General features: G+C 36.3%; 14 protein-coding genes and 1 other annotated feature. Of the genes, 5 read left to right on the top strand and 9 right to left on the bottom strand.

The window, feature by feature from the left end:
* Nucleotides 1-185 precede the first annotated feature (185 nt).
* The 9 genes from I583_RS00345 to I583_RS00305 form a co-directional block, all read right to left on the bottom strand.
* Complete coding sequence (locus I583_RS00345) at nucleotides 186-1,652, bottom strand: glycoside hydrolase family 1 protein (RefSeq protein ID WP_010762546.1); 1,467 nt, start codon at nucleotides 1,650-1,652, stop codon at nucleotides 186-188.
* 369 nt (nucleotides 1,653-2,021) lie between these two features.
* Nucleotides 2,022-2,345, bottom strand: a complete 324-nt coding sequence (locus I583_RS00340; protein ID WP_010762545.1) for a hypothetical protein — start codon at nucleotides 2,343-2,345, stop codon at nucleotides 2,022-2,024.
* Between the two features lie 23 nt (nucleotides 2,346-2,368).
* Nucleotides 2,369-3,025: a hypothetical protein gene (locus I583_RS00335; RefSeq protein WP_010762544.1), complete on the bottom strand. Its 657-nt coding sequence runs from the start codon at nucleotides 3,023-3,025 to the stop codon at nucleotides 2,369-2,371.
* A 63-nt stretch (nucleotides 3,026-3,088) separates the two neighbouring features.
* Nucleotides 3,089-3,628 carry a hypothetical protein gene (locus I583_RS00330; RefSeq protein WP_010762543.1) on the bottom strand — a complete coding sequence of 180 codons (540 nt, stop codon included), beginning with the start codon at nucleotides 3,626-3,628 and terminating at the stop codon, nucleotides 3,089-3,091.
* 10 nt (nucleotides 3,629-3,638) lie between these two features.
* Entirely contained in the window at nucleotides 3,639-6,275 is a 2,637-nt protein-coding gene (locus I583_RS00325; protein ID WP_010762542.1) for a fibronectin type III domain-containing protein, read from the bottom strand.
* 427 nt (nucleotides 6,276-6,702) lie between these two features.
* On the bottom strand, nucleotides 6,703-8,304 hold the full coding sequence (abc-f, locus tag I583_RS00320; protein ID WP_010762541.1) for a ribosomal protection-like ABC-F family protein: 1,602 nt from the start codon (nucleotides 8,302-8,304) through the stop codon (nucleotides 6,703-6,705).
* A gap of 437 nt (nucleotides 8,305-8,741) precedes the next feature.
* Complete coding sequence (gene fosX / locus I583_RS00315) at nucleotides 8,742-9,143, bottom strand: FosX/FosE/FosI family fosfomycin resistance hydrolase (protein WP_010762539.1); 402 nt, start codon at nucleotides 9,141-9,143, stop codon at nucleotides 8,742-8,744.
* Between the two features lie 73 nt (nucleotides 9,144-9,216).
* Nucleotides 9,217-11,730: a leucine--tRNA ligase gene (gene leuS / locus I583_RS00310; RefSeq protein WP_010762538.1), complete on the bottom strand. Its 2,514-nt coding sequence runs from the start codon at nucleotides 11,728-11,730 to the stop codon at nucleotides 9,217-9,219.
* Nucleotides 11,731-11,994: 264 nt separating this feature from the next.
* Nucleotides 11,995-12,276 (bottom strand) — a binding site (T-box leader).
* 51 nt (nucleotides 12,277-12,327) lie between these two features.
* Complete coding sequence (locus I583_RS00305; RefSeq protein WP_016249884.1) at nucleotides 12,328-14,424, bottom strand: muramidase family protein; 2,097 nt, start codon at nucleotides 14,422-14,424, stop codon at nucleotides 12,328-12,330.
* A 298-nt stretch (nucleotides 14,425-14,722) separates the two neighbouring features.
* Here I583_RS00305 and I583_RS00300 point away from each other — a divergent pair, with 298 nt between their 5' ends.
* The 5 genes from I583_RS00300 to mnmM all read left to right on the top strand — a co-directional run bounded on the left by I583_RS00300 (nucleotide 14,723) and on the right by mnmM (nucleotide 18,742).
* On the top strand, nucleotides 14,723-15,379 hold the full coding sequence (locus I583_RS00300; RefSeq protein ID WP_010762535.1) for a DUF1700 domain-containing protein: 657 nt from the start codon (nucleotides 14,723-14,725) through the stop codon (nucleotides 15,377-15,379).
* A gap of 1 nt (nucleotide 15,380) precedes the next feature.
* A complete protein-coding gene (locus I583_RS00295; RefSeq protein ID WP_010762534.1) occupies nucleotides 15,381-16,412 on the top strand; it encodes a DUF4097 family beta strand repeat-containing protein in 1,032 nt (343 codons plus the stop codon).
* A 133-nt stretch (nucleotides 16,413-16,545) separates the two neighbouring features.
* A complete protein-coding gene (locus I583_RS00290) occupies nucleotides 16,546-17,196 on the top strand; it encodes a phosphatase PAP2 family protein (protein ID WP_010762533.1) in 651 nt (216 codons plus the stop codon).
* A gap of 14 nt (nucleotides 17,197-17,210) precedes the next feature.
* Nucleotides 17,211-18,179, top strand: a complete 969-nt coding sequence (gene mnmL, locus I583_RS00285) for a tRNA modification radical SAM protein MnmL/YtqA (protein ID WP_010762532.1) — start codon at nucleotides 17,211-17,213, stop codon at nucleotides 18,177-18,179.
* Nucleotides 18,179-18,742 carry a tRNA 5-(aminomethyl)-2-thiouridylate-methyltransferase MnmM gene (gene mnmM, locus I583_RS00280; RefSeq protein WP_010762531.1) on the top strand — a complete coding sequence of 188 codons (564 nt, stop codon included), beginning with the start codon at nucleotides 18,179-18,181 and terminating at the stop codon, nucleotides 18,740-18,742. Before mnmL ends, mnmM begins: the two co-directional genes overlap by 1 nt.
* The last annotated feature ends 13 nt before the right edge of the window (nucleotides 18,743-18,755 follow it).

Raw genomic sequence — 18,755 nt, 5'->3', positions numbered from 1 at the left:
AAAAAGAAAGGCGAACCTAAAGCATTTACCTTATTTCCGAGGTCATACAACACTTAATCCTTTAGTTCTTAGAAGTTGATGCGATCGGAATGGAGTATAATCTGCTTTTTTTCACCATTTATTCAAATTTAAGAGCGTGAAACAAAACTGATTTTTAGTTTCGTCTCACGCTCGTCCCTTTTTTATTATTCTTGTATACCATTTGCTGCTATTACATTTTTGTACCAATAGAAGGATTGTTTTCTAGATCGGTTCAAGGTGCCATTTCCTTCATCGTCCATGTCGACATAAATAAACCCGTAACGTTTTTTCATTTCTCCTGTTCCAGCGGACACTAAATCAATACAGCCCCAAGGTGTATAACCAATTAAATCAACACCATCTAATTCAATTGCATCTTTCATCGCAGCTACGTGCTTACTGAAATAATCAATGCGGTAATCGTCTTGAATCGTACCGTCTGCTTCAATTTTATCAACAGCTCCAAAACCATTTTCTACAACAAATAATGGGACATTGTAGCGGTCATACAATTTACATAAAGAAATACGCAGTCCTAGAGGATCGACAGCCCAACCCCAATCAGATTCTTGTAAATATGGATTTTTGACTGCTGGCATTTGATTACCACCTACATACTTCACTTCATCCGGATTAGACGCAGAAACAGTTGACATATAATAGCTAAAGCCAATATAGTCGACGGTTCCTTCTTTAAGAAGCTCATCATCTCCCGCTTCTTTTTTGATCACAACATTTTCTCGTTCAAATTCTTTTATTTTGTGTGCTGGATAATATCCTTTAACTTGAACATCAATATAAAATTCTTGCTCACGATTAAATTTGATTGCTTCCATTACATCTTCCGGATTACAACTCATTGGATAACTTGGTATATACGCTACCATCATTCCTATATTAAAGTCCGGATTGATTTCATGTCCTAATTTAACAGCTTTTGCACTCGCTACAAATAAATGATGCGCTGCTTGGTATTTTTCTTGTGGACCATTTTGATGAATGCCGATTTGCGTCCAGCTACGTAAGAAATTAATTTCATTAAAGGTCATCCAGTATTTGACTTTATCTTTATAGCGCTTAAATAATGTTTCACAGAAAAACAAGAAGTAATCGATCACTTTTCGACTTGACCAGCCGTCTAATTCATCTGCTAAATACATCGGAATATCAAAATGATTGATTGTCACGATCGGTTCAATCCCGTAACTTAACAATTCATCAAAAACTTTATCATAAAATGCCAAACCTTTTTCGTTGATTTCCATCGTTCCTTTTGGACAAATTCTAGACCAAGCAATTGAAAGTCTAAAACATTTAAAGCCCATCTCTGCAAACAAAGCAATATCTTCCTTATAATGATGGTAAAAATCCGTTGCCACATGACTTGGGTAATATTGGTTAGGATCGACATATCCCACTGCACCTTCTGGCAAAGCTTCTCCTCTAGTACACGTTTCAACTTTACCTTCTTTAGTTTTATAGGTGATCATTCTTGGCGTTGTATGGCTACCTCCAGTAATTGCATCTAAAGTGCTTAATTCTTTGCCTCCTGAAAGATAGCCGCCTTCATATTGGTTGGCTGCTGTTGCGCCGCCCCATAAAAAATTTTCTGGAAATATTGATTTACTCATTGGTCATTTCTCCTTACTATAAATTTTTAAGAAACATATTTTAGTCATATAAAAGAACGTATAATCAGTACTGTATATCTCTATTTTTTACTAGAAAATAGAAAAACCATAATAGAATAAACACAACAAATCAATTGTCATCTTTACTATATTATGGTTATGCCTGAAAATTCAGTTACATTCCGTTATATATAATTATAACACAACAGAAAGCGCTGTCAATTCGATTATTAATCAACCACCCTATAAAAATAGATCCTATTGAAAAAACTCGATGACGCATTATCTATTTTGATCATGCAAAAACCAAATAATGCGTTTTCTACATTATCCGGTTTCCCATTAAGTATAGTTTGGAATCCAACAGCTCTATCCCAAACGTTTATGTCTATGTGCTTTCCATCGATTAAGCAATAAATAAATCAACAACAGCAATAAACCTATGGGCGTTAGCTGTTCGATGATACTGCCAGTATTAGGAAATTTCGTTAGTTCTATATGTGTTTGTTTTGGTTGGGCTAATTTTGTATCTGTTTTTGATTCTGGTTCCTTTGATGGCTGTGTGTGCCTTTCATTTCCACCGATTCGCCCATGGATCTCTACATCAGTAGTAGCATAAGCAAAATCTTGAAACAAGATACCACAGCCAGCCAAAAGAATGAATATAATGATGTGACAACTAAATCGCTTCATTGTATATCACAACCTTTGTTTGATTATGGCGTTACACCAATTGTTGTACCGTCTTTTTGGATCGATGTGAATTTCAATGTTAATGTGTAGTTTTCTTTTGCTGCATTTTCATTGACGTCAATTGGCAAGTTAGCGGTTGTTGTCCCAGTATAATTAAATTTTGCAGAATTTGCATATGCTGAAGCAGCGTCACTAGCGATATTTAAACGCCCATCCTTATTAGCTAAACGCATCCAAACTGGCGCACTTGTCAAATCAACTAAAGCATTGTTTTCAACCAAATTAGTCGCAGTAGGAGTCGCAACTAAACCACTCCCCTTTGCATTGATTGTTAACGTATCGACATACTTAGGTGTTCCCTCCATTTTATTCAATGTAACAGCAACACCACGACCTGAATTATTCACGATACTATAATCAGCAGACTGAATATTCTTGTGTGCACTTGCAGTCGTTGTATGAAATGCTGTCGCTGTATCGACCGTAACGTTGATCCATTCATCAGAACCTTCTGGAATAGTCGCATCTGGATCAGTATTGTCTAGTTTACCAATTGTTCCGTTGATGATAACATCAGCTGAATTTTCTCCATCGATGGTTTCTGCTGAAGCTAGTTGTGTTAGTCCTGATACGCTTAGACCTAGCATCATTGCAGCAAGTAAAAAGTTAGTTTTTTTCATATTGTTTCTCCTTCTATGTGTAAGATGATTTATTTTTAACAGAAAATCTGTTAAATAACGAGATTAGTTGTTGATGCGAATTGTAATTCCAGCTTGAACTTGTCCACGTTTCTTGTTTGTTTTTGAATCATAAATATCAAATGTGGCAGTTGCTGGATGATCTCCTTGAGCAAGTTTTTTTTCTAGTTTTGCTCCATTTATTTCATAACCTGGTTGAATTGCACCAGAGGAATAAACCTGTTCATTATTGCTGTCTAAACGAATCACCACATTGATCGGATAACCGTTTTCGACTGGATTTTGAATGTACAAGCTACCTTCACTGTCACTTGTTTCAAACACAGCCTCTGATTTAATGACCATATTGAATTTACTTTCGTCCACAGCTTTTTGTTCAGCTGCTTTAACTTCTTTGTCACTCATTTTTTTAGCACCTTTGGTATCTGGCAAATACTCTCCCGAAACGACTTGAACAGGTTCTGTTTTAGTTGAAAAATAATAATATAACCCGCCTACTGATACAGCTAACAAGAATAACAGCAATAAAATCAGCAGTCGTTTCTTTTTCTTCTTCTCTTCATTTGTTTGATTTGTCTTATCCATAGAATTCCTCTCATTCTTCATTTTTTTCAACTTTAAAAGTCACTTTGTAGTTTGGAAATACTGCTTGTTTCGTTGGATTAAAGTACTTGCCTTGCAAGCTCAATTTTTTTTCTTCATTCACGTTTAAAACGCCAATCGATAAAGGATTCTTAGATAATTCACTCGTTAAAAAAAGTGGTGCTTCCTGTTTGTTGTTTACTAGCATTTGCAGCGCTAGTTCATCTTTGCCTGGATTTCCAGAAAGACTATCTAATAGCAACAGTTGATTAGCTGCTGTATTTTCTTTTGTTAGATTGGTTATGGATATTTTTGTTGGTGTATTCCCTTTGTTTATAACAGGATATTCAGCTGAAGATACATTGCCTTCATTTAAGGTTCCTAAATCTTTATTTTGGGTTTGAAAAGCCATTTCGATAGGAACTTCAACGTTGATTATCTCTGTCACTGTTTGAAATTCAGTTAAAGGGTTCATCGCCAAAACAACTTCTTCTCCATAAACTCCTGCAACTCTAACACGAACATAATAAGTGACCTCGCCTTCGAGTCCTTTTAATTTCGTACTAAATTTTTGATTCTTATTGCCAGAAAGATCAGCGACTTGAGCTTTTGTTTCATTTTCTGGAAAGTCCTTATTTTTACTATACTCTATTGTGACTTTTCGATACATACCGCCAAAATAAGCCTGTTGATCAGGTATTGCTGCTGCTTCTCCATTTGAATAATCAGTCCACTTCCCTGTATCACTAGCTAGCTCACCATTGATGATTGCGGTAGTGTTTGTGACGTTAGCTGTAAGGGTACTTAGTTGTGGCTTGGTAGCAAATAGTTCAGTATCAGAAAATTCACTTTCCCCTGCTCGGTTAACAACAATCATTTGAACCCAATAAACGGTGTTTGGATTTAAGCCATCTACGGTGACATTATAATATGAATTAAGCGCTGTGTTTTCTTGATCATCAAACGATCTTAACGTAACGATTTGCCTTGCATTTCTTAGATCATTTGCCTCTTCTTCAGCAGAAAAAATAAAGAATTTTACTTCTGTTGCTTGACTTCCATTATTCACCGAGCTTCCATGTAATGAAATTGACGTATCGGATGCATCATATGCAAATAGCCCTAATTGATCTGGAACATCAACAAACTCGCTAAACACCATTTTCTGTGCATTTTTTAAAGCAAGTATTTCTGATGCACTAAATGGATTACTCGAACCTTGTATATTTGTAAAGTTCGTTCCTTGAACACTCAAATCTGAAGCTTTTTTAAATATTTCTTGTGTCGGTGTACTGCTTGTTTTACTTGAAAAGGTTTCTATTTTTTGTAAAAAGTTACTTGTAAAAGATAAATTCTTTACACCATTTGCCCCATTTAGCCCCAAAGTTCCCAGACTCGTTCCTGCAAGCGACACTTTTTTTGCTTTGTTCATGTTAAGTGCAAATGTACTAGACGAAGCAGTTGAAAAGATAGTGCCACTAACAACATCTAGTGAGACATCTGCATTTTCAGCGACTGTCATTCCACCTTTAGCCGTATAGAGATTGATTGGTGAAGGGAGTTTAAAATCGACTTGAGCATTTTCTTGGAAATCAAATGTTACTGGTTGTGTTTGAGCCGATGCAAAAAATTGATTTCTTGCACCTCCTGTAGCAAGTGTCACCTTGTCCAAATTGAAAACAGCATTTTTTTCAACGATATAATTTGGCGACAACGTGCCATACGTCATATTACTGTTTGTTTGGATATCAAGTTGTGCATTTTCTCTAACTATGATTTGGGATTTACCTGCATAAGGATTAGCTGAAGAGTTACTAGTTGACCAAATAAATGCACTTGTTTGATTGGAAGAATGTTTGATCGAAGTATGACCTCTTTGAATTTCTACGTAATTGATTTCTGCCCATTCTTGGGAATATGTACTTGTTCCTCTTTGGTCGATCGTATTTTGCCCTCGCATAATGACCGATCCGTTTATGTTATAGATCATTTGACCATTTGTTGAATAATAATCGACACCATCAAAGATAAATGTCATATTAGCCGCGGCTCCTCCAGATAAAAAGCCATAATACCCCACTGCGCCTGAACCATCAAGATTTCCAAACTGTGTATTACGAATCTCAATTACGGCATTTGCTTGATTTGCATAAAAACCACTAGTAGCTGAAGCCCCTTTATTATATGTAATAATATGATTTGCACCATCGATAATCACACCATCTTTAAGCTGATAACCAGTGGAGCCTAAGTCGATATTATTGGTTAAACGAAATTTCAGCTTCTGACTATCCTTTAAATATTCAGTCAAAGTAGCAGCTGAATCAACTAACCAGAAGCCATCTGCATCTTGTGTAGCAACTGCTTTCACCATATTTTTACTGTTTATTTCAGAAATATCGTCATTTATATCATTACTATCCGTTATTTTTTCATTTTCTATAACTTCTTCCATTGTTGATTCCTGACTAGATGAAGAATCACTGACTGGCATTTCTGACGAATCTGATGTTACATCCTCTTCAATCACTTCAGTTGTTGACGATGTCTCTATAGCAGGTTTTTCAATTTCTATGGCGTAGGACCAATCAATCGGAAAAATTATTACTATAATAAAACAGGTAAATATCAAGTGTATATTTTTTTTCATGACAGTCCTCCCTTACTATTTTATATAAAACACAACGATAATATACATTACTTATAACATTGTATTGCAATTCTATATAAATATCAATTTAATATTTATATTTTTAAAATATTATATATTTATTCCACAGTTTATAACTTTTCCTTTCAAACTATATTTATATTACATCGCTGTTTCAAGCACTTTTGTTTAATACTTCACAATTATTAAGTTTTTTCAAAGCTCTTAACTTTTTCTTTAGACATCTATGCTAAAAAGAAAAGACTGAATAAAAGGTGGGAGCAGAAGTAACTCCTTGAGAAATATGCTGAAATTATTGTAAAACACAGTAAATATAGTAAACTGCTGTTGCACAATACTTACTTGGTTCTCGGAGTTAAACTCTTCTGTCCCAACCTTTAGCCTACTCTTCCATATTTTTCTTTATCTATTTAGAAGCAAGTACATCTAAGTATGTCCCCGTTTCTTTTCTGATTTTCTGTTGGTCGACAATTAAAAACGAATCAAACATTTTTTGTAGAAAGAAGCGATCATGTGAAACTACTAGCATTGTTCCTTTAAACTCTTCCAGTATTTCTTCTATCTCTTCTCTCGTCTCAATGTCTAAATGGTTCGTTGGTTCATCTAATACTAAAAAATTGACCTCATTATGCATCAATTTGGCTAATTCTAAACGAATTTTTTCACCGCCACTTAAAAATCGTACCTGTTTCATCACATCCTCACTATAAAAGGAGTACTTAGCAAGTGCGCGACGGCTTTCTTGTTCTGTTAAAGAACAACCTTCACTGAAGGATTGCAGCACTGTTTGTTTAGGATTTTCATATTGAATAACTTGAGGCAAATAGCCTACCTGAAGGTTTGTTCCTTGCTTGATTTCGCCGCTATCGAAGGGTTCTAATGCTAGTGCAAGTTTTAGCAAGGTGCTTTTGCCTACACCATTTTCCCCTATAATCGCCGAATGGTCTTTCCAAAATAGTGAAAACTCAACCTTATCAAACACTATTCGATCAGCGTAGCTTTTGCTAACTTCCTTAAATTGAAGAACTTCTTTACCTGAACGATTTATATCTTTAAATTTTTTACCTATTTTAGCTGTTTCATCTTTAGGTTTTGGGATTTTTCGAATTTTTTCTAACCTTTTTTCAAGTTGCTTGGCTTTTTTGAAGAATTTTTCATTATCGCCTTCGTGTCCCCACTGTCGAAAGCGACGTATGGCCAGCTTTATTTTCTGAATTTCCTTTTGCTGCTCGGCAAAATCTTTTCTAAGCTTCTCAAGTTGCTCTTCTTTTTGTCGTTTATAAGCTGTATAATTCCCTTTGTATTCCAGTAATCTGCCATCTTCTAGTTCTACAATTTTTTCAGCTGTATGATCTAAAAATAATCGATCATGAGAAACAATCAAATAAGCCGTTTTCTCATGAGTCAAATAGCCTTCCAGCCAGGTAATTCTTTTGGCATCCAAGTGATTCGTTGGTTCGTCTAACAGTACAAGATCATTTTCCTGTAATAGAATTCTTGCCAATGAAACAATCGTTTGCTCCCCACCGCTTAATTCCGAAAGTTTTTTTGGTAACAAATAATTGATCATTAGACCATTAGCGATCATCTCCAATTTATTTTCCATCTCGTAACCGCCAGCTTGTTGAAATTCTTCTTGTTTTTGACCGTAGTGTGCTAGTATTTTTTCTACGTCACATTCTGTAGTCGCCATTTGCTCTTCCAAATGTGTTAATTGCTTTTGAATCGTATTTAGTAATGTGAACGTTTCTAGCAAGTAGTCTTTGACTTTCTGTTCGCAAACATCTGGCATTTGAGCTAAATAGCCAATACGTGCGTTTTTCTTGCAGCTGACTGTTCCTGAATCAACGTTTTCGATTCCTGTGATGATTTTTAAAATTGTTGATTTTCCCGAGCCATTTGTACCAACCAATCCGATTTTTTCACCCTTGTTTAATTGTAAATTCAATTCTTCAAACAGTGGTTCCGTTCCATAATTTTTAGTTATTTTTTGTAATTGTACTAACATTTCTTCCTCTTTCTGCCATTCAGACAGATCAACGACAATAAACGTTATCGTCTTTTATACTAAATTTTAGCGTACACAAAAAAGCTGAACAAAATTCTCCGTTCAACCTTCATTATTTACTGTTAGCGAGAGATTCTCCACTACACTTCTGTTTAAAATGAGCGAAAAAATCACTATACTTCTGTTATTTTATGACTGATTCGTTTCAAGTAAATAAGTCTGAATGGTCTGTTTTATTTAATTTTTTATCCCTTTTTAGACACACTTGTCCCTTGAGATAAAAAAATGGAAATAATAACATGACAAAAAGCTAGGTACGCTATTATATATGAAAAACCTGTTGTTATTTTTGGCATGTTGACCATTGTACTTATTCACCACCTTCGTCATTTCTTAAGTATATTTTAGCATGATGCTGTTATTTGTGCAAAATGTGTTTATTTAGCCCCTTGTCGATAACGTTTTAATCGTTCTTCCAGAGTTCCTGTGTGCAGTTCGAATAAGTGATTATCAAAATCGTAGAAATAAATAGAGCTTGCTTCGCCTTCAATTCGTGAACGGCCAGCTTTTATTTCTAATCCGAGAGTGTTGATTTTCGCTAAGTAATTGTCATACTCACTTTCTTCTATCTTAAATGCAATGTGATCATATGTCCTTGTTGGTAAAGAATCCCCTTGCATAATCGCTATCCAAAGATTATCGATCAGGAAAAATTTTTCTTGCGCTACAGAAAACATCGCTGTTCCACTTGAATAAATCTCTTTTGCAGAAAATATTGTTTCAAAAAACAGGGTAGCTTTTTCTAAATCTCGAACGATAAATGTCATATGACTGATCATTTTTTCCCTCACATTCCTATTTATAGTGAAACAGAGATACTGATTTTATTCAGCACCTCTGTTTCTAATAGATTTAATTCGCTACAATATTCACCAATTTATCTGGAACAACAATGACTTTACGTACTGTTTTCCCTTCAATAAACGATTGGATTTCTTCTGCTGCTAATGCTTTCTCTTCTAACTCTTCCTTACTCAACCCTCGAGCGATATTTAATTTTGTACGAACTTTTCCGTTAACTTGGAAAACGACTTCGACCTCATCTTCGATCAATGCAGCTTCATCATATGTTGGCCAAGGTGCATTCGTCAAGCTCTCTTCATTTCCAAGGATTGCCCATAGCTCTTCACCGATATGTGGTGCGATTGGCGCTAGTAATTGAACAAAGCCTTCAATGTATTCATACGGTAAAACATCCACTTTATTCGCTTCATTTACAAAGACCATCAATTGAGAAATTGCAGTATTGAAATGGAGATTTTCCATATCTTCTGTCACTTTTTTCACTGTTTGATTATAAACCTTAGTTAGACGTCCGTCGTTGATAGTCGTGATGCGGTCACGCATTTTATTATTTTCATCTACAATCAAACGCCATACACGATCCAAGAATTTACGGCTGCCTTCAAGCCCATTTTCACTCCAAGCAATCGATGCGTCAAGGGGACCCATGAACATTTCATACATTCTCAGGGTATCCGCACCATATTTTTCGACAACATCATCAGGATTTACAACATTTTTCAATGACTTACTCATTTTAGCTGGTGCTTCTTCTAGCTCTTCACCCGTTTCACTATTCACCCAAACGCCATCACGTTTCTCAACCATATTCGTAGGGACTAGTACTCCTCGACTATCACGGAAACTTTGACCTAAGATCATGCCTTGGTTATAGAGTTTTTGATATGGTTCTTTTGTTGGTACAACACCAATATCATATAAGAATTTATGCCAGAAACGTGCATATAACAAGTGAAGTACGGCATGTTCCGCTCCACCAATATAAATATCTACTGGCAACCAGCGTTCTAGTTTTTCATAATTAGCAATTTCATTTTTGTTATGTGGATCGATATAACGTAAATGATACCATGAGCTTCCCGCCCATTGCGGCATCGTGTTGGTTTCGCGTTTGCCTTTTTTACCTGTTTCAGGATCGACTACATTGATCCACTCAGTAATATTCGCAAGTGGTGATTCTCCTGTTCCACTTGGTTTGATATCATCTGTTTTTGGCAATCTTAAAGGTAATTCAGATTCTGGAACAGTTGTTGTTGTCCCATCTTCCCAATGGATTACAGGAATTGGCTCACCCCAGTATCGTTGACGAGAAAACAACCAATCACGTAAGCGATAGCTAACTTCTTTTTTCCCTACTTTATTTTCTTCTAGCCATTCATTTATTTTAGCTATTGCTTCTTCTTTATTCATACCGTCTAAAAACTCAGAATTGATGTGTGCTCCATCGCCTGTGAATGGTGCTTCTTCGATATTCCCTCCTGCTAATACTGGAATGATATCGATATTGAATGCTTTTGCGAATTCATAATCACGCTCATCATGAGCAGGAACAGCCATAATTGCGCCAGTTCCATAAGAGGCTAAAACATAATCTGCGATCCAGATTGGAATTTCAGCCCCATTAACTGGATTGATTGCATAAGCACCTGTGAAGACACCAGTTTTTTCTTTGGCTAAATCTGTCCGATTTAAATCAGATTTTTTAGAAGCAGCTTCTATATAAGCTTCTACAGCTTCTTTTTGTTCAGGTGTAGTAATTTTTTTCACCAATTCTAATTCAGGTGCTAAAACGGTATAAGTTGCACCAAATAATGTATCTGGACGAGTCGTAAATACTGTAAATTCCTCTTTTGTCCCCGCTACTTTAAACGTGACATTGGCACCTTCAGAACGCCCAATCCAATTGCGCTGCATGTCTTTAATACTTTCTGGCCAATCAACTAAATCTAAATCATCTAGTAAGCGATCTGCATACGCTGTGATTTTCAGCATCCATTGACGCATTGGTTTTCTGACAACATCATAACCGCCTCGTTCACTTTTTCCATCAATAACTTCTTCATTTGAAATTACTGTTCCAAGCTCTGGCACCCAGTTGACTGCTACTTCTGCTTCATAAGCCAAACCATGTTCATACAGTTTTGTGAAAATCCATTGGGTCCATTTATAGTAGTCAGGATCTGTCGTATTAATTTCACGATTCCAATCATAACTGAATCCTAATGAATTGATTTGACGTTTAAATGTTTCAATATTTTTTTTCGTAAATTCAGCTGGATCATTACCAGTATCTAGAGCATATTGTTCTGCTGGCAAACCAAAAGCATCCCATCCCATTGGATGTAAAACACTATATCCCTGGCTTCTTTTCATTCGAGACAAAATATCTGTTGCTGTATAACCTTCAGGATGTCCAACATGAAGACCTTGCCCAGATGGATAAGGGAACATATCTAGGGCATAAAATTTTTCTTTACTAACATCATCGTGGGTAGTGAAACTATTATGCTTAGCCCAATATTTTTGCCATTTTTTCTCAATTACTTTATGATCGTAACTCACGTTTGTTTCCTCCTATTTTAAGTAGCATTTTTATTAATAATGTTTGATGACGCTGGTTCTGCATTCTCTTAGAATCGCTTTGTTGAATGTTTACTTGGTATTGATTCACTCGTTTGATACCTTTTTATACCTTGTGTCTTTCTTCATCTGTGCTGGCATAGCCCGTCGTAAATCCTCAATTTTTAGGGCATTAGCTCTTAGAAATTGATTAGATCAAAATGAAGTGTAGTGATGAACAACAAAAAGTCCTACAGGAAAATATTCCTATAGGACGTGTGATCTACAACGTGGTACCACCTAAATTTACTTGTATTATTACAAGCCTCAACGCGCTAACGGTCGTCACCGATCTTACTTAGTAAAGTTTAGAGAATCATCGAATTACTATTCGTCATCCATCTGTATCAGAAAAAGCTCAAAGAGCAATTCTGCACTCATTCAGTAAAATAACTCAAAGGCGAGTTCGAAAGCTTCTGTGCGTATTTTCACCAACCATACGCTCTCTAAAACATGGTTCTTTCTACTATTCCTCTTCACTGTTTAGATATCTGTCATGTGCTATCATACTACCAAATATTTCAGTCAATTTCAATTGTTTTATTTAACTTTCAACTTTTGACCAATATAGATGATATCGCCAGATAAACCGTTCATTTGTTTGATTTTTTGAACGCTTGATCCATATTTTTGAGAAAGTCCCCATAGTGTATCTCCGCTTTTCACAGTATGTAAGCCCGCGGTTTGACTGCCACCTTGATTACCAGTTGAACTACTAGAACCTGACGAGCCGCCTTGGCCTTTTTTCACAATCAATTTTTGACCTGGATAAATAATATCTCCACTTAAATTGTTCCATTGACGTAGATTTGCAACGCTTATACCATTTGCATTGGCAATCGCCCATAATGAGTCACCTGATTTTACTGTGTAAGAACTACTGGTTGATCCAGTATTTGAACCACCGGTATTTCCTGTTGAGCCGCCGGTATTACCTCCTGTGTTGCCTCCACCAGTAGTCCCAGATCCTTTTTTCACGATCAGTTTTTGACCTGGATAAATGATATCGCTATTTAGATTATTCCATTGACGTAAATTCGCAATACTTATGCCATTTGCATTGGCTATTGCCCATAGTGAATCACCTGATTTTACTGTGTAATAAGAATTTGTTGTTCCTGCATTACCAGAACCGCCGGTATTTCCTGTTGAGCCGCCAGTATTTCCTCCAGCGCTGCCTCCACCAGTATTGCCAGATCCTTTTTTCACGATTAATTTTTGGCCTGGATAAATGATATCGCCATTTAAATTATTCCATTGACGTAAATTCGCAATACTTATGCCATTTGCATTGGCTATTGCCCATAGCGAATCACCCGATTTTACTGTGTAATAAGAATTTGTTGTTCCTGCATTACCAGAACCGCCGGTATTTCCTGTTGAGCCACCAGTATTTCCTCCAGTGTTACCTCCACCAGTATTGCCAGATCCTTTTTTCACAATCAATTTTTGGCCTACATAGATAACATCACCAGAAAGCTTATTCCAATTTTTGATGTTAGCGATCGAGGTGCCATATTTTGCAGATAACGCCCATAAGCTATCGCCAGCTTTTACGGTGTGAATCACATCTTGACCACTTGTTTCGCCTCCTGTGTTCCCACCGTTATTTCCCCCTGTATTACCACCAGTGTTTCCTTCTCCGGTATTACCGCCTGTATTACCGCCTCCAGATGAAGGTGAGTCATATTGAGTTAGATTGTATGTTGTAATAATATTATTCAATTTAGTATTATAACTAGGATCTGTCGCGTAACGACCTGTTAACCAAGCTGTTGCATCTCTGTAAGAGTTTGTATTGCTCTTCCATGCGCCTGAATAATAATATACTCCTGCTTGAAATGAAGTATTTCTTAAAACATAGGCATTGTCCCCAAATGACTCTGAAAAAGATGGGTATTTTCTAAAAGCAGCGTTTACTTGAATCCACTGACCATTAATAACTTCCCACGTCTTCATCGTAACAGATTGCCCTTGATAACTTCCTTTAATTCCAAATAAATTATGGTTTGGAGCTGCTGCTAATGTGCTTTTCCCCCAGTCACTTTCCAGGATTGCTTGAGCCATCATTACAGAAGCATAAAGATCGTTCGCTGCAGCCACAGATTGAGCGTGTCCGGCTATTTCAGCGATAAAGGTACTTGGGCTGACACTTCTAGATTGCGCAGAAAAAGCTGCACGCATCGAAAGGTCTGGAGTTTTTGGTTCTTCCGTTTCAGTGGAGGATGAATCAGTCGCTTCAGTTGATTCTTCTGTAGATTCGGTTACCTCAGTACTTTGTGCTGTTTCTGATGTATTTAATTCTGATGATTCTTGTGTTTCAGACGTTTCTTCGCTTGAAGATGTCTCAGGTGCTGTTGACTGAGTGTCTTGTGTCATCGAATTGTTTGAATCAGTCGCCGTTGTTTGTGTTTGAACGACTTCTGTATGTGTGTTGGTATCTGAGTAACTTACTTGTTCACTTGGAATTTTATCTTCAGACGCTTCAGCAATTTTTGGCGCGACAATAGGTGCAGCAATTGATGAGACAACAATCGCAGAGCTAAGCATAGTGGTTCCTTTTTTTAGCTGATCAGAAGTCATCTTATTCTGTTCAGCTTTTCTCCGCTCTTTTCTTGATATTTTGTACTTCTCCATAATATATCCTCCGAATTTTCTAAAAAAGTATTCTTTGATTTATAGTATACCCTTTTTTAAAGAAAATAGAAATATTTTTCGATTTTTCTTCATTAGTTATTAAAACAAAAATGTAATTTTTTTCTTTCTTTTTGATTTTATCACAATCATCATACCTCATTTTCAACGAGACTAGGTCTCAAGACTGATTACTCTCTTTACCTTAGGCTGATTTTTTAATTAAAGGCTTGTTATTACACCCAAAAAAAATTATAGTTGAGAAGAAGTAACGGATTTGAAAATGAGATGGGGGAACAAGATGAATAAGGAACACTTTTTAATCGAATTAAAGATCTATTTAAAACCTTTAACTGCCCAACAGCAAGTGTTTATCTTGAATAAATATGAGGCAATCTTTGAAGAACGTTTAGCTGTCGGTGAAACCGAAGAGGAGATCGCTAAAAGTTTAGGAAAACCAAGAGGCATCGCCGAAGAAATCTTACAAGAATTTGACATCACTGTCCCTGAAAAAAAACTTGAGCGTGATGGTTGGCAAGAAATTGAGCCTGTTGCAAACAAAGACTATTACTACGAAGAAGTACCTGAGCACCCTTATGAGCAGACTTACCATTCTTACGAACGTCCTCAACACAATGGATTTACACGATTTTGTCAGATTGCTGGTGTTCTTTCTTTTAATTTTCTTTTGATGTTTTGGCTTATTTTTGCATTTGTTATGGTTTTATTTTCTTGTTGGTTAGTGGCGGTTGTTTTCTTACTTTCACCGGTTTTAGGCGGAATTTCAGTCTCTGCTGGCTTTAATGACGGGACGATGTTCCAGTTGTTCCTCAGTATTTTTCTTTCTGGTGCGGGTGTTATTGGCTTGCTGATTCTAACGCCGCTAACAAAATTTTTTGGAAAAGTATTCAAACGTTATTTACAATGGAATATTCGCGTTTTGAGAGGGGAGATTTAGCATGAAAAAGACAACTGCTTTTTTTCTAACCATTGGGGTTTTAGCCATGATCATCGGCGGAATCGGCAGTGCTGTCTATTTCAGACGCGCTGAAAATTCTATGACCGACACAAAAACGCAAACATATGAGATAAAAAACAAACAAAATACAAAAGAAATTCATCTTGATCTTTCAGGCAACGCAGATTTTTATATTCTCACTGAAAATTCAAATAAAATCACAATGAACACTCGAAGTTCTGTACCTGTTTCACTTAACAGTTCCTTAGACGTTAAAGAAAAAAATAATCAACTGACTGTTTCAGCAAATAGTAGCAAAAAAAAGAAAGAGTCAAACGGATTAAAATTTGATATTTTCGATCGTGGTTCTGCTGTAACCTTAACGATTCCTGATGATACTGAACGCATAGTCATCGACGGAAAAGCCAACGGAGCAATCTATCTTTCAAACACTCGAACAAAGGATTTATCCATCTCAATGAGTAATGGGGATATCAACCTTAGTGATAGTAATTCAGAAAAATTAACAATCGAAACAACGAATGGTAATCTTAATGTTCATACCGATGTCCGAACAGATGATGCTTCATTCAAAACTACAAACGGCGAAATTCAACTAAATGATTTTGCTGCATCTACTTGGTCTGCTGCTAGTACTTCTGGAGATATTTATATAAATAGTGTCAAAGGAATTGCTACAATCGAGACAACAAATGGTGAGATCCAGGTAACTGATCTTAAAGGCGAAGTCAAAGTTAAAAGTACCAATGGTGATTTTTCGTTATATGGAACAGAAATTCCCCAAAAATTACTCGTTGAATCCCAACAAGGAAGTATTGATCTACACACAGAAGAAATCTTATATGATGTAATGATCAAAACAAAAACTAAGTTGGGCGATAGTACGATTTTCGGAAAAGAGCGAACTTCCTACAAACGAGGAAAAGGTACAAAAACACTCACTTTGGAAACAAATTCTGGAGATATTTCAGTTGAAGGTCCATCTGATTATCAAGATGGAGATGAGGGGTAACATTCTATTGAATTCAAAGCCTATACTTGAACTTTTAAAGTTTTCGTATAGGCTTCTTTTTTTGTGATTCTCAGATGTGTTCTTAATTATTTGATGTTATAATAAACTTTATCTAATCTGGAAAGGATATTTCATGAAAAATAAATTATATTATCAATTTGCTGGTAGCTGCTTTTTAGTTGTCTTTATGTTTTTAGGCTATGTAGTGCGTTTTTATTCTGGTTGGTTAAAAGGTTTCGATCAAACAATCACAACAATCGTACGAACACCATATCCTTCAGCGAACCAATTTTTTATTTGGTATACAAAGTTTGCTGATCCATTGACCATTGGGCTTTTGACTTTAGCCACTGCGTTTATACTATTTAGAGGAAAATATTATGCTGAAACTCTCTGGCTTTTAATCAATACAGCATTGATCGCTGGCATCGCAAACCCATTGATCAAGCTATTATTTATGCGCCCGCGTCCGGCCCTAAATCATTTAGTAACTGAGCATAGCTATAGTTTTCCTAGTGGACATTCAACTGGAAGCGTTCTGTTATATGGAACGATCATTTTATTGCTACCACAATTTATTAAGCAAAAAAACCTTTGTTTATTTTTACAAAGTATCTTAGGTTTAGGTATTTTTCTGATCGGTATCAGCCGGATTTACGTTGGTGTTCATTTCCCTAGTGATGTTTTAGGTGGTTTTTGTTTTGGTTTAGCTTGGTTATTGATGACCTACCCGATTTATTTAGAAAAACGCTTTGTCTGGCGCTTTAAAAGTAAACAACAATAGAAAGAAGAAGAACGATGTCTAAATTTTTATATACGGAAGATCCTAATAAACGTTATCATACATGGAATTATGCCTTACGCGAACAATTTGGCGGTAAAATTTTTAAAGTCCCTTTAGATGGTGGCTTTGATTGTCCTAATCGAGATGGAACGGTAGCTAAGGGCGGTTGTACTTTTTGTAGTGTTTCAGGATCAGGCGATATGATCGTAGCGCCTAAAGATCCTTTACCCATTCAATTTCAAAAAGAAGTTCAGATGATGCACAAAAAGTGGCCGAATGTCGACCAATATATCGTCTATTTTCAAAATTTCACAAATACTCACGCGCCTGTTGAAGTGATTCGACATCGTTTTGAGCAAGTGGTCAATGAAAAAGGCGTTGTCGGCATTTCGATTGGTACTCGCCCAGATTGTCTGCCTGATGATGTTGTTGAGTATTTAGCAGAACTGAACCAGCGCTATTATTTATGGGTAGAATTAGGCTTACAGACTACCTATGAGAATACCAGTAATACAATCAACAGAGCACATGATTACCAAACTTATCTGGATGGTGTAGCAAAATTACGAAAACACAATATTCGCGTCTGTACGCATCTGATCAATGGCTTGCCTGGTGAAAGTTTAGAGATGATGAGAGAAAATGTTCGCCGAACAATTCTTGATTCTGATATTCAAGGAATCAAATTGCATCTACTTCACTTAATGACAAATACACGGATGTTAAGAGATTATCACGAAGGACGCTTGCAATTGATGACACGTGAAAACTATGTCCATGTTATTTGTGACCAACTGGAAATGATTCCACCAGAAATCGTAATCCATCGCCTAACTGGTGATGCTCCAACAGATACTTTGGTTGGTCCTATGTGGAGTTTAAAAAAATGGGAAGTATTAAATGCGATCGATGATGAAATGAAACGTCGGAATAGTTTTCAAGGATGCCAGAATGTTCGTATGGCTAAGGAGGTCCTGCATTAATGTTACAGACCGCACTTCGTTTTAGTCACACTCTTTTAAAAGAAGTTATTCAAAAAGGAGATACTGTTGTTGATGCTACGATGGGAAACGGTAACGATACAGCTTTCCTAGCTGATCTTGTTGGATCAACTGGTTTGGTTTATGCTTTTGATATTCAAGAACAAGCTCTGATAAATACTGAAAAAAAACTCACAGAACTAGGCTTAACGGATCACGTGTCTTTAGTTCATAAAGGGCATGAAACGATTAATCGAACCATTCCAGAAAAAACACAACTAACTGCTGCTATTTTTAATTTAGGCTATCTTCCTAAAAGTGATAAGCAAATTATCACAAAACCAGATACAACAAAAAAGGCTCTAGATGCCTTGCTTCCTCGTTTAGCACCCAAAGGTCGAATTATTATAGTCGTTTATTATGGGCATCTTGGTGGTGAAATGGAATTAACCCTTGTACAAAATTATTGCCAAGAGCTACCGCAAGAAACCTATAGCGTATTGACTTATCAGTTTATCAATCAGAAAAATAACCCACCAATTTTATTTTGTATTGAGAAAAAATAAATCTATCTTAACA

The organism is Enterococcus haemoperoxidus ATCC BAA-382 (assembly GCF_000407165.1).
GTDB classification, from domain to species: domain Bacteria; phylum Bacillota; class Bacilli; order Lactobacillales; family Enterococcaceae; genus Enterococcus_L; species Enterococcus_L haemoperoxidus.
This window is presented reverse-complemented; position numbering and strand designations above follow the sequence as displayed.

What these genes read in the sequence shown, in the direction of transcription:
- I583_RS00345 (WP_010762546.1), bottom strand. Translation starts at nt 1,652, where the DNA reads ATGAGTAAATCAATATTTCCAGAAAATTTTTTATGGGGCGGCGCAACA.
- I583_RS00340 (WP_010762545.1), bottom strand. Translation starts at nt 2,345, where the DNA reads ATGAAGCGATTTAGTTGTCACATCATTATATTCATTCTTTTGGCTGGC.
- I583_RS00335 (WP_010762544.1), bottom strand. Translation starts at nt 3,025, where the DNA reads ATGAAAAAAACTAACTTTTTACTTGCTGCAATGATGCTAGGTCTAAGC.
- I583_RS00330 (WP_010762543.1), bottom strand. Translation starts at nt 3,628, where the DNA reads ATGGATAAGACAAATCAAACAAATGAAGAGAAGAAGAAAAAGAAACGA.
- I583_RS00325 (WP_010762542.1), bottom strand. Translation starts at nt 6,275, where the DNA reads ATGAAAAAAAATATACACTTGATATTTACCTGTTTTATTATAGTAATA.
- abc-f (WP_010762541.1), bottom strand. Translation starts at nt 8,304, where the DNA reads ATGTTAGTACAATTACAAAAAATAACTAAAAATTATGGAACGGAACCA.
- fosX (WP_010762539.1), bottom strand. Translation starts at nt 9,143, where the DNA reads ATGATCAGTCATATGACATTTATCGTTCGAGATTTAGAAAAAGCTACC.
- I583_RS00305 (WP_016249884.1), bottom strand. Translation starts at nt 14,424, where the DNA reads ATGGAGAAGTACAAAATATCAAGAAAAGAGCGGAGAAAAGCTGAACAG.
- I583_RS00300 (WP_010762535.1), top strand. Translation starts at nt 14,723, where the DNA reads ATGAATAAGGAACACTTTTTAATCGAATTAAAGATCTATTTAAAACCT.
- I583_RS00295 (WP_010762534.1), top strand. Translation starts at nt 15,381, where the DNA reads ATGAAAAAGACAACTGCTTTTTTTCTAACCATTGGGGTTTTAGCCATG.
- I583_RS00290 (WP_010762533.1), top strand. Translation starts at nt 16,546, where the DNA reads ATGAAAAATAAATTATATTATCAATTTGCTGGTAGCTGCTTTTTAGTT.
- mnmL (WP_010762532.1), top strand. Translation starts at nt 17,211, where the DNA reads ATGTCTAAATTTTTATATACGGAAGATCCTAATAAACGTTATCATACA.
- mnmM (WP_010762531.1), top strand. Translation starts at nt 18,179, where the DNA reads ATGTTACAGACCGCACTTCGTTTTAGTCACACTCTTTTAAAAGAAGTT.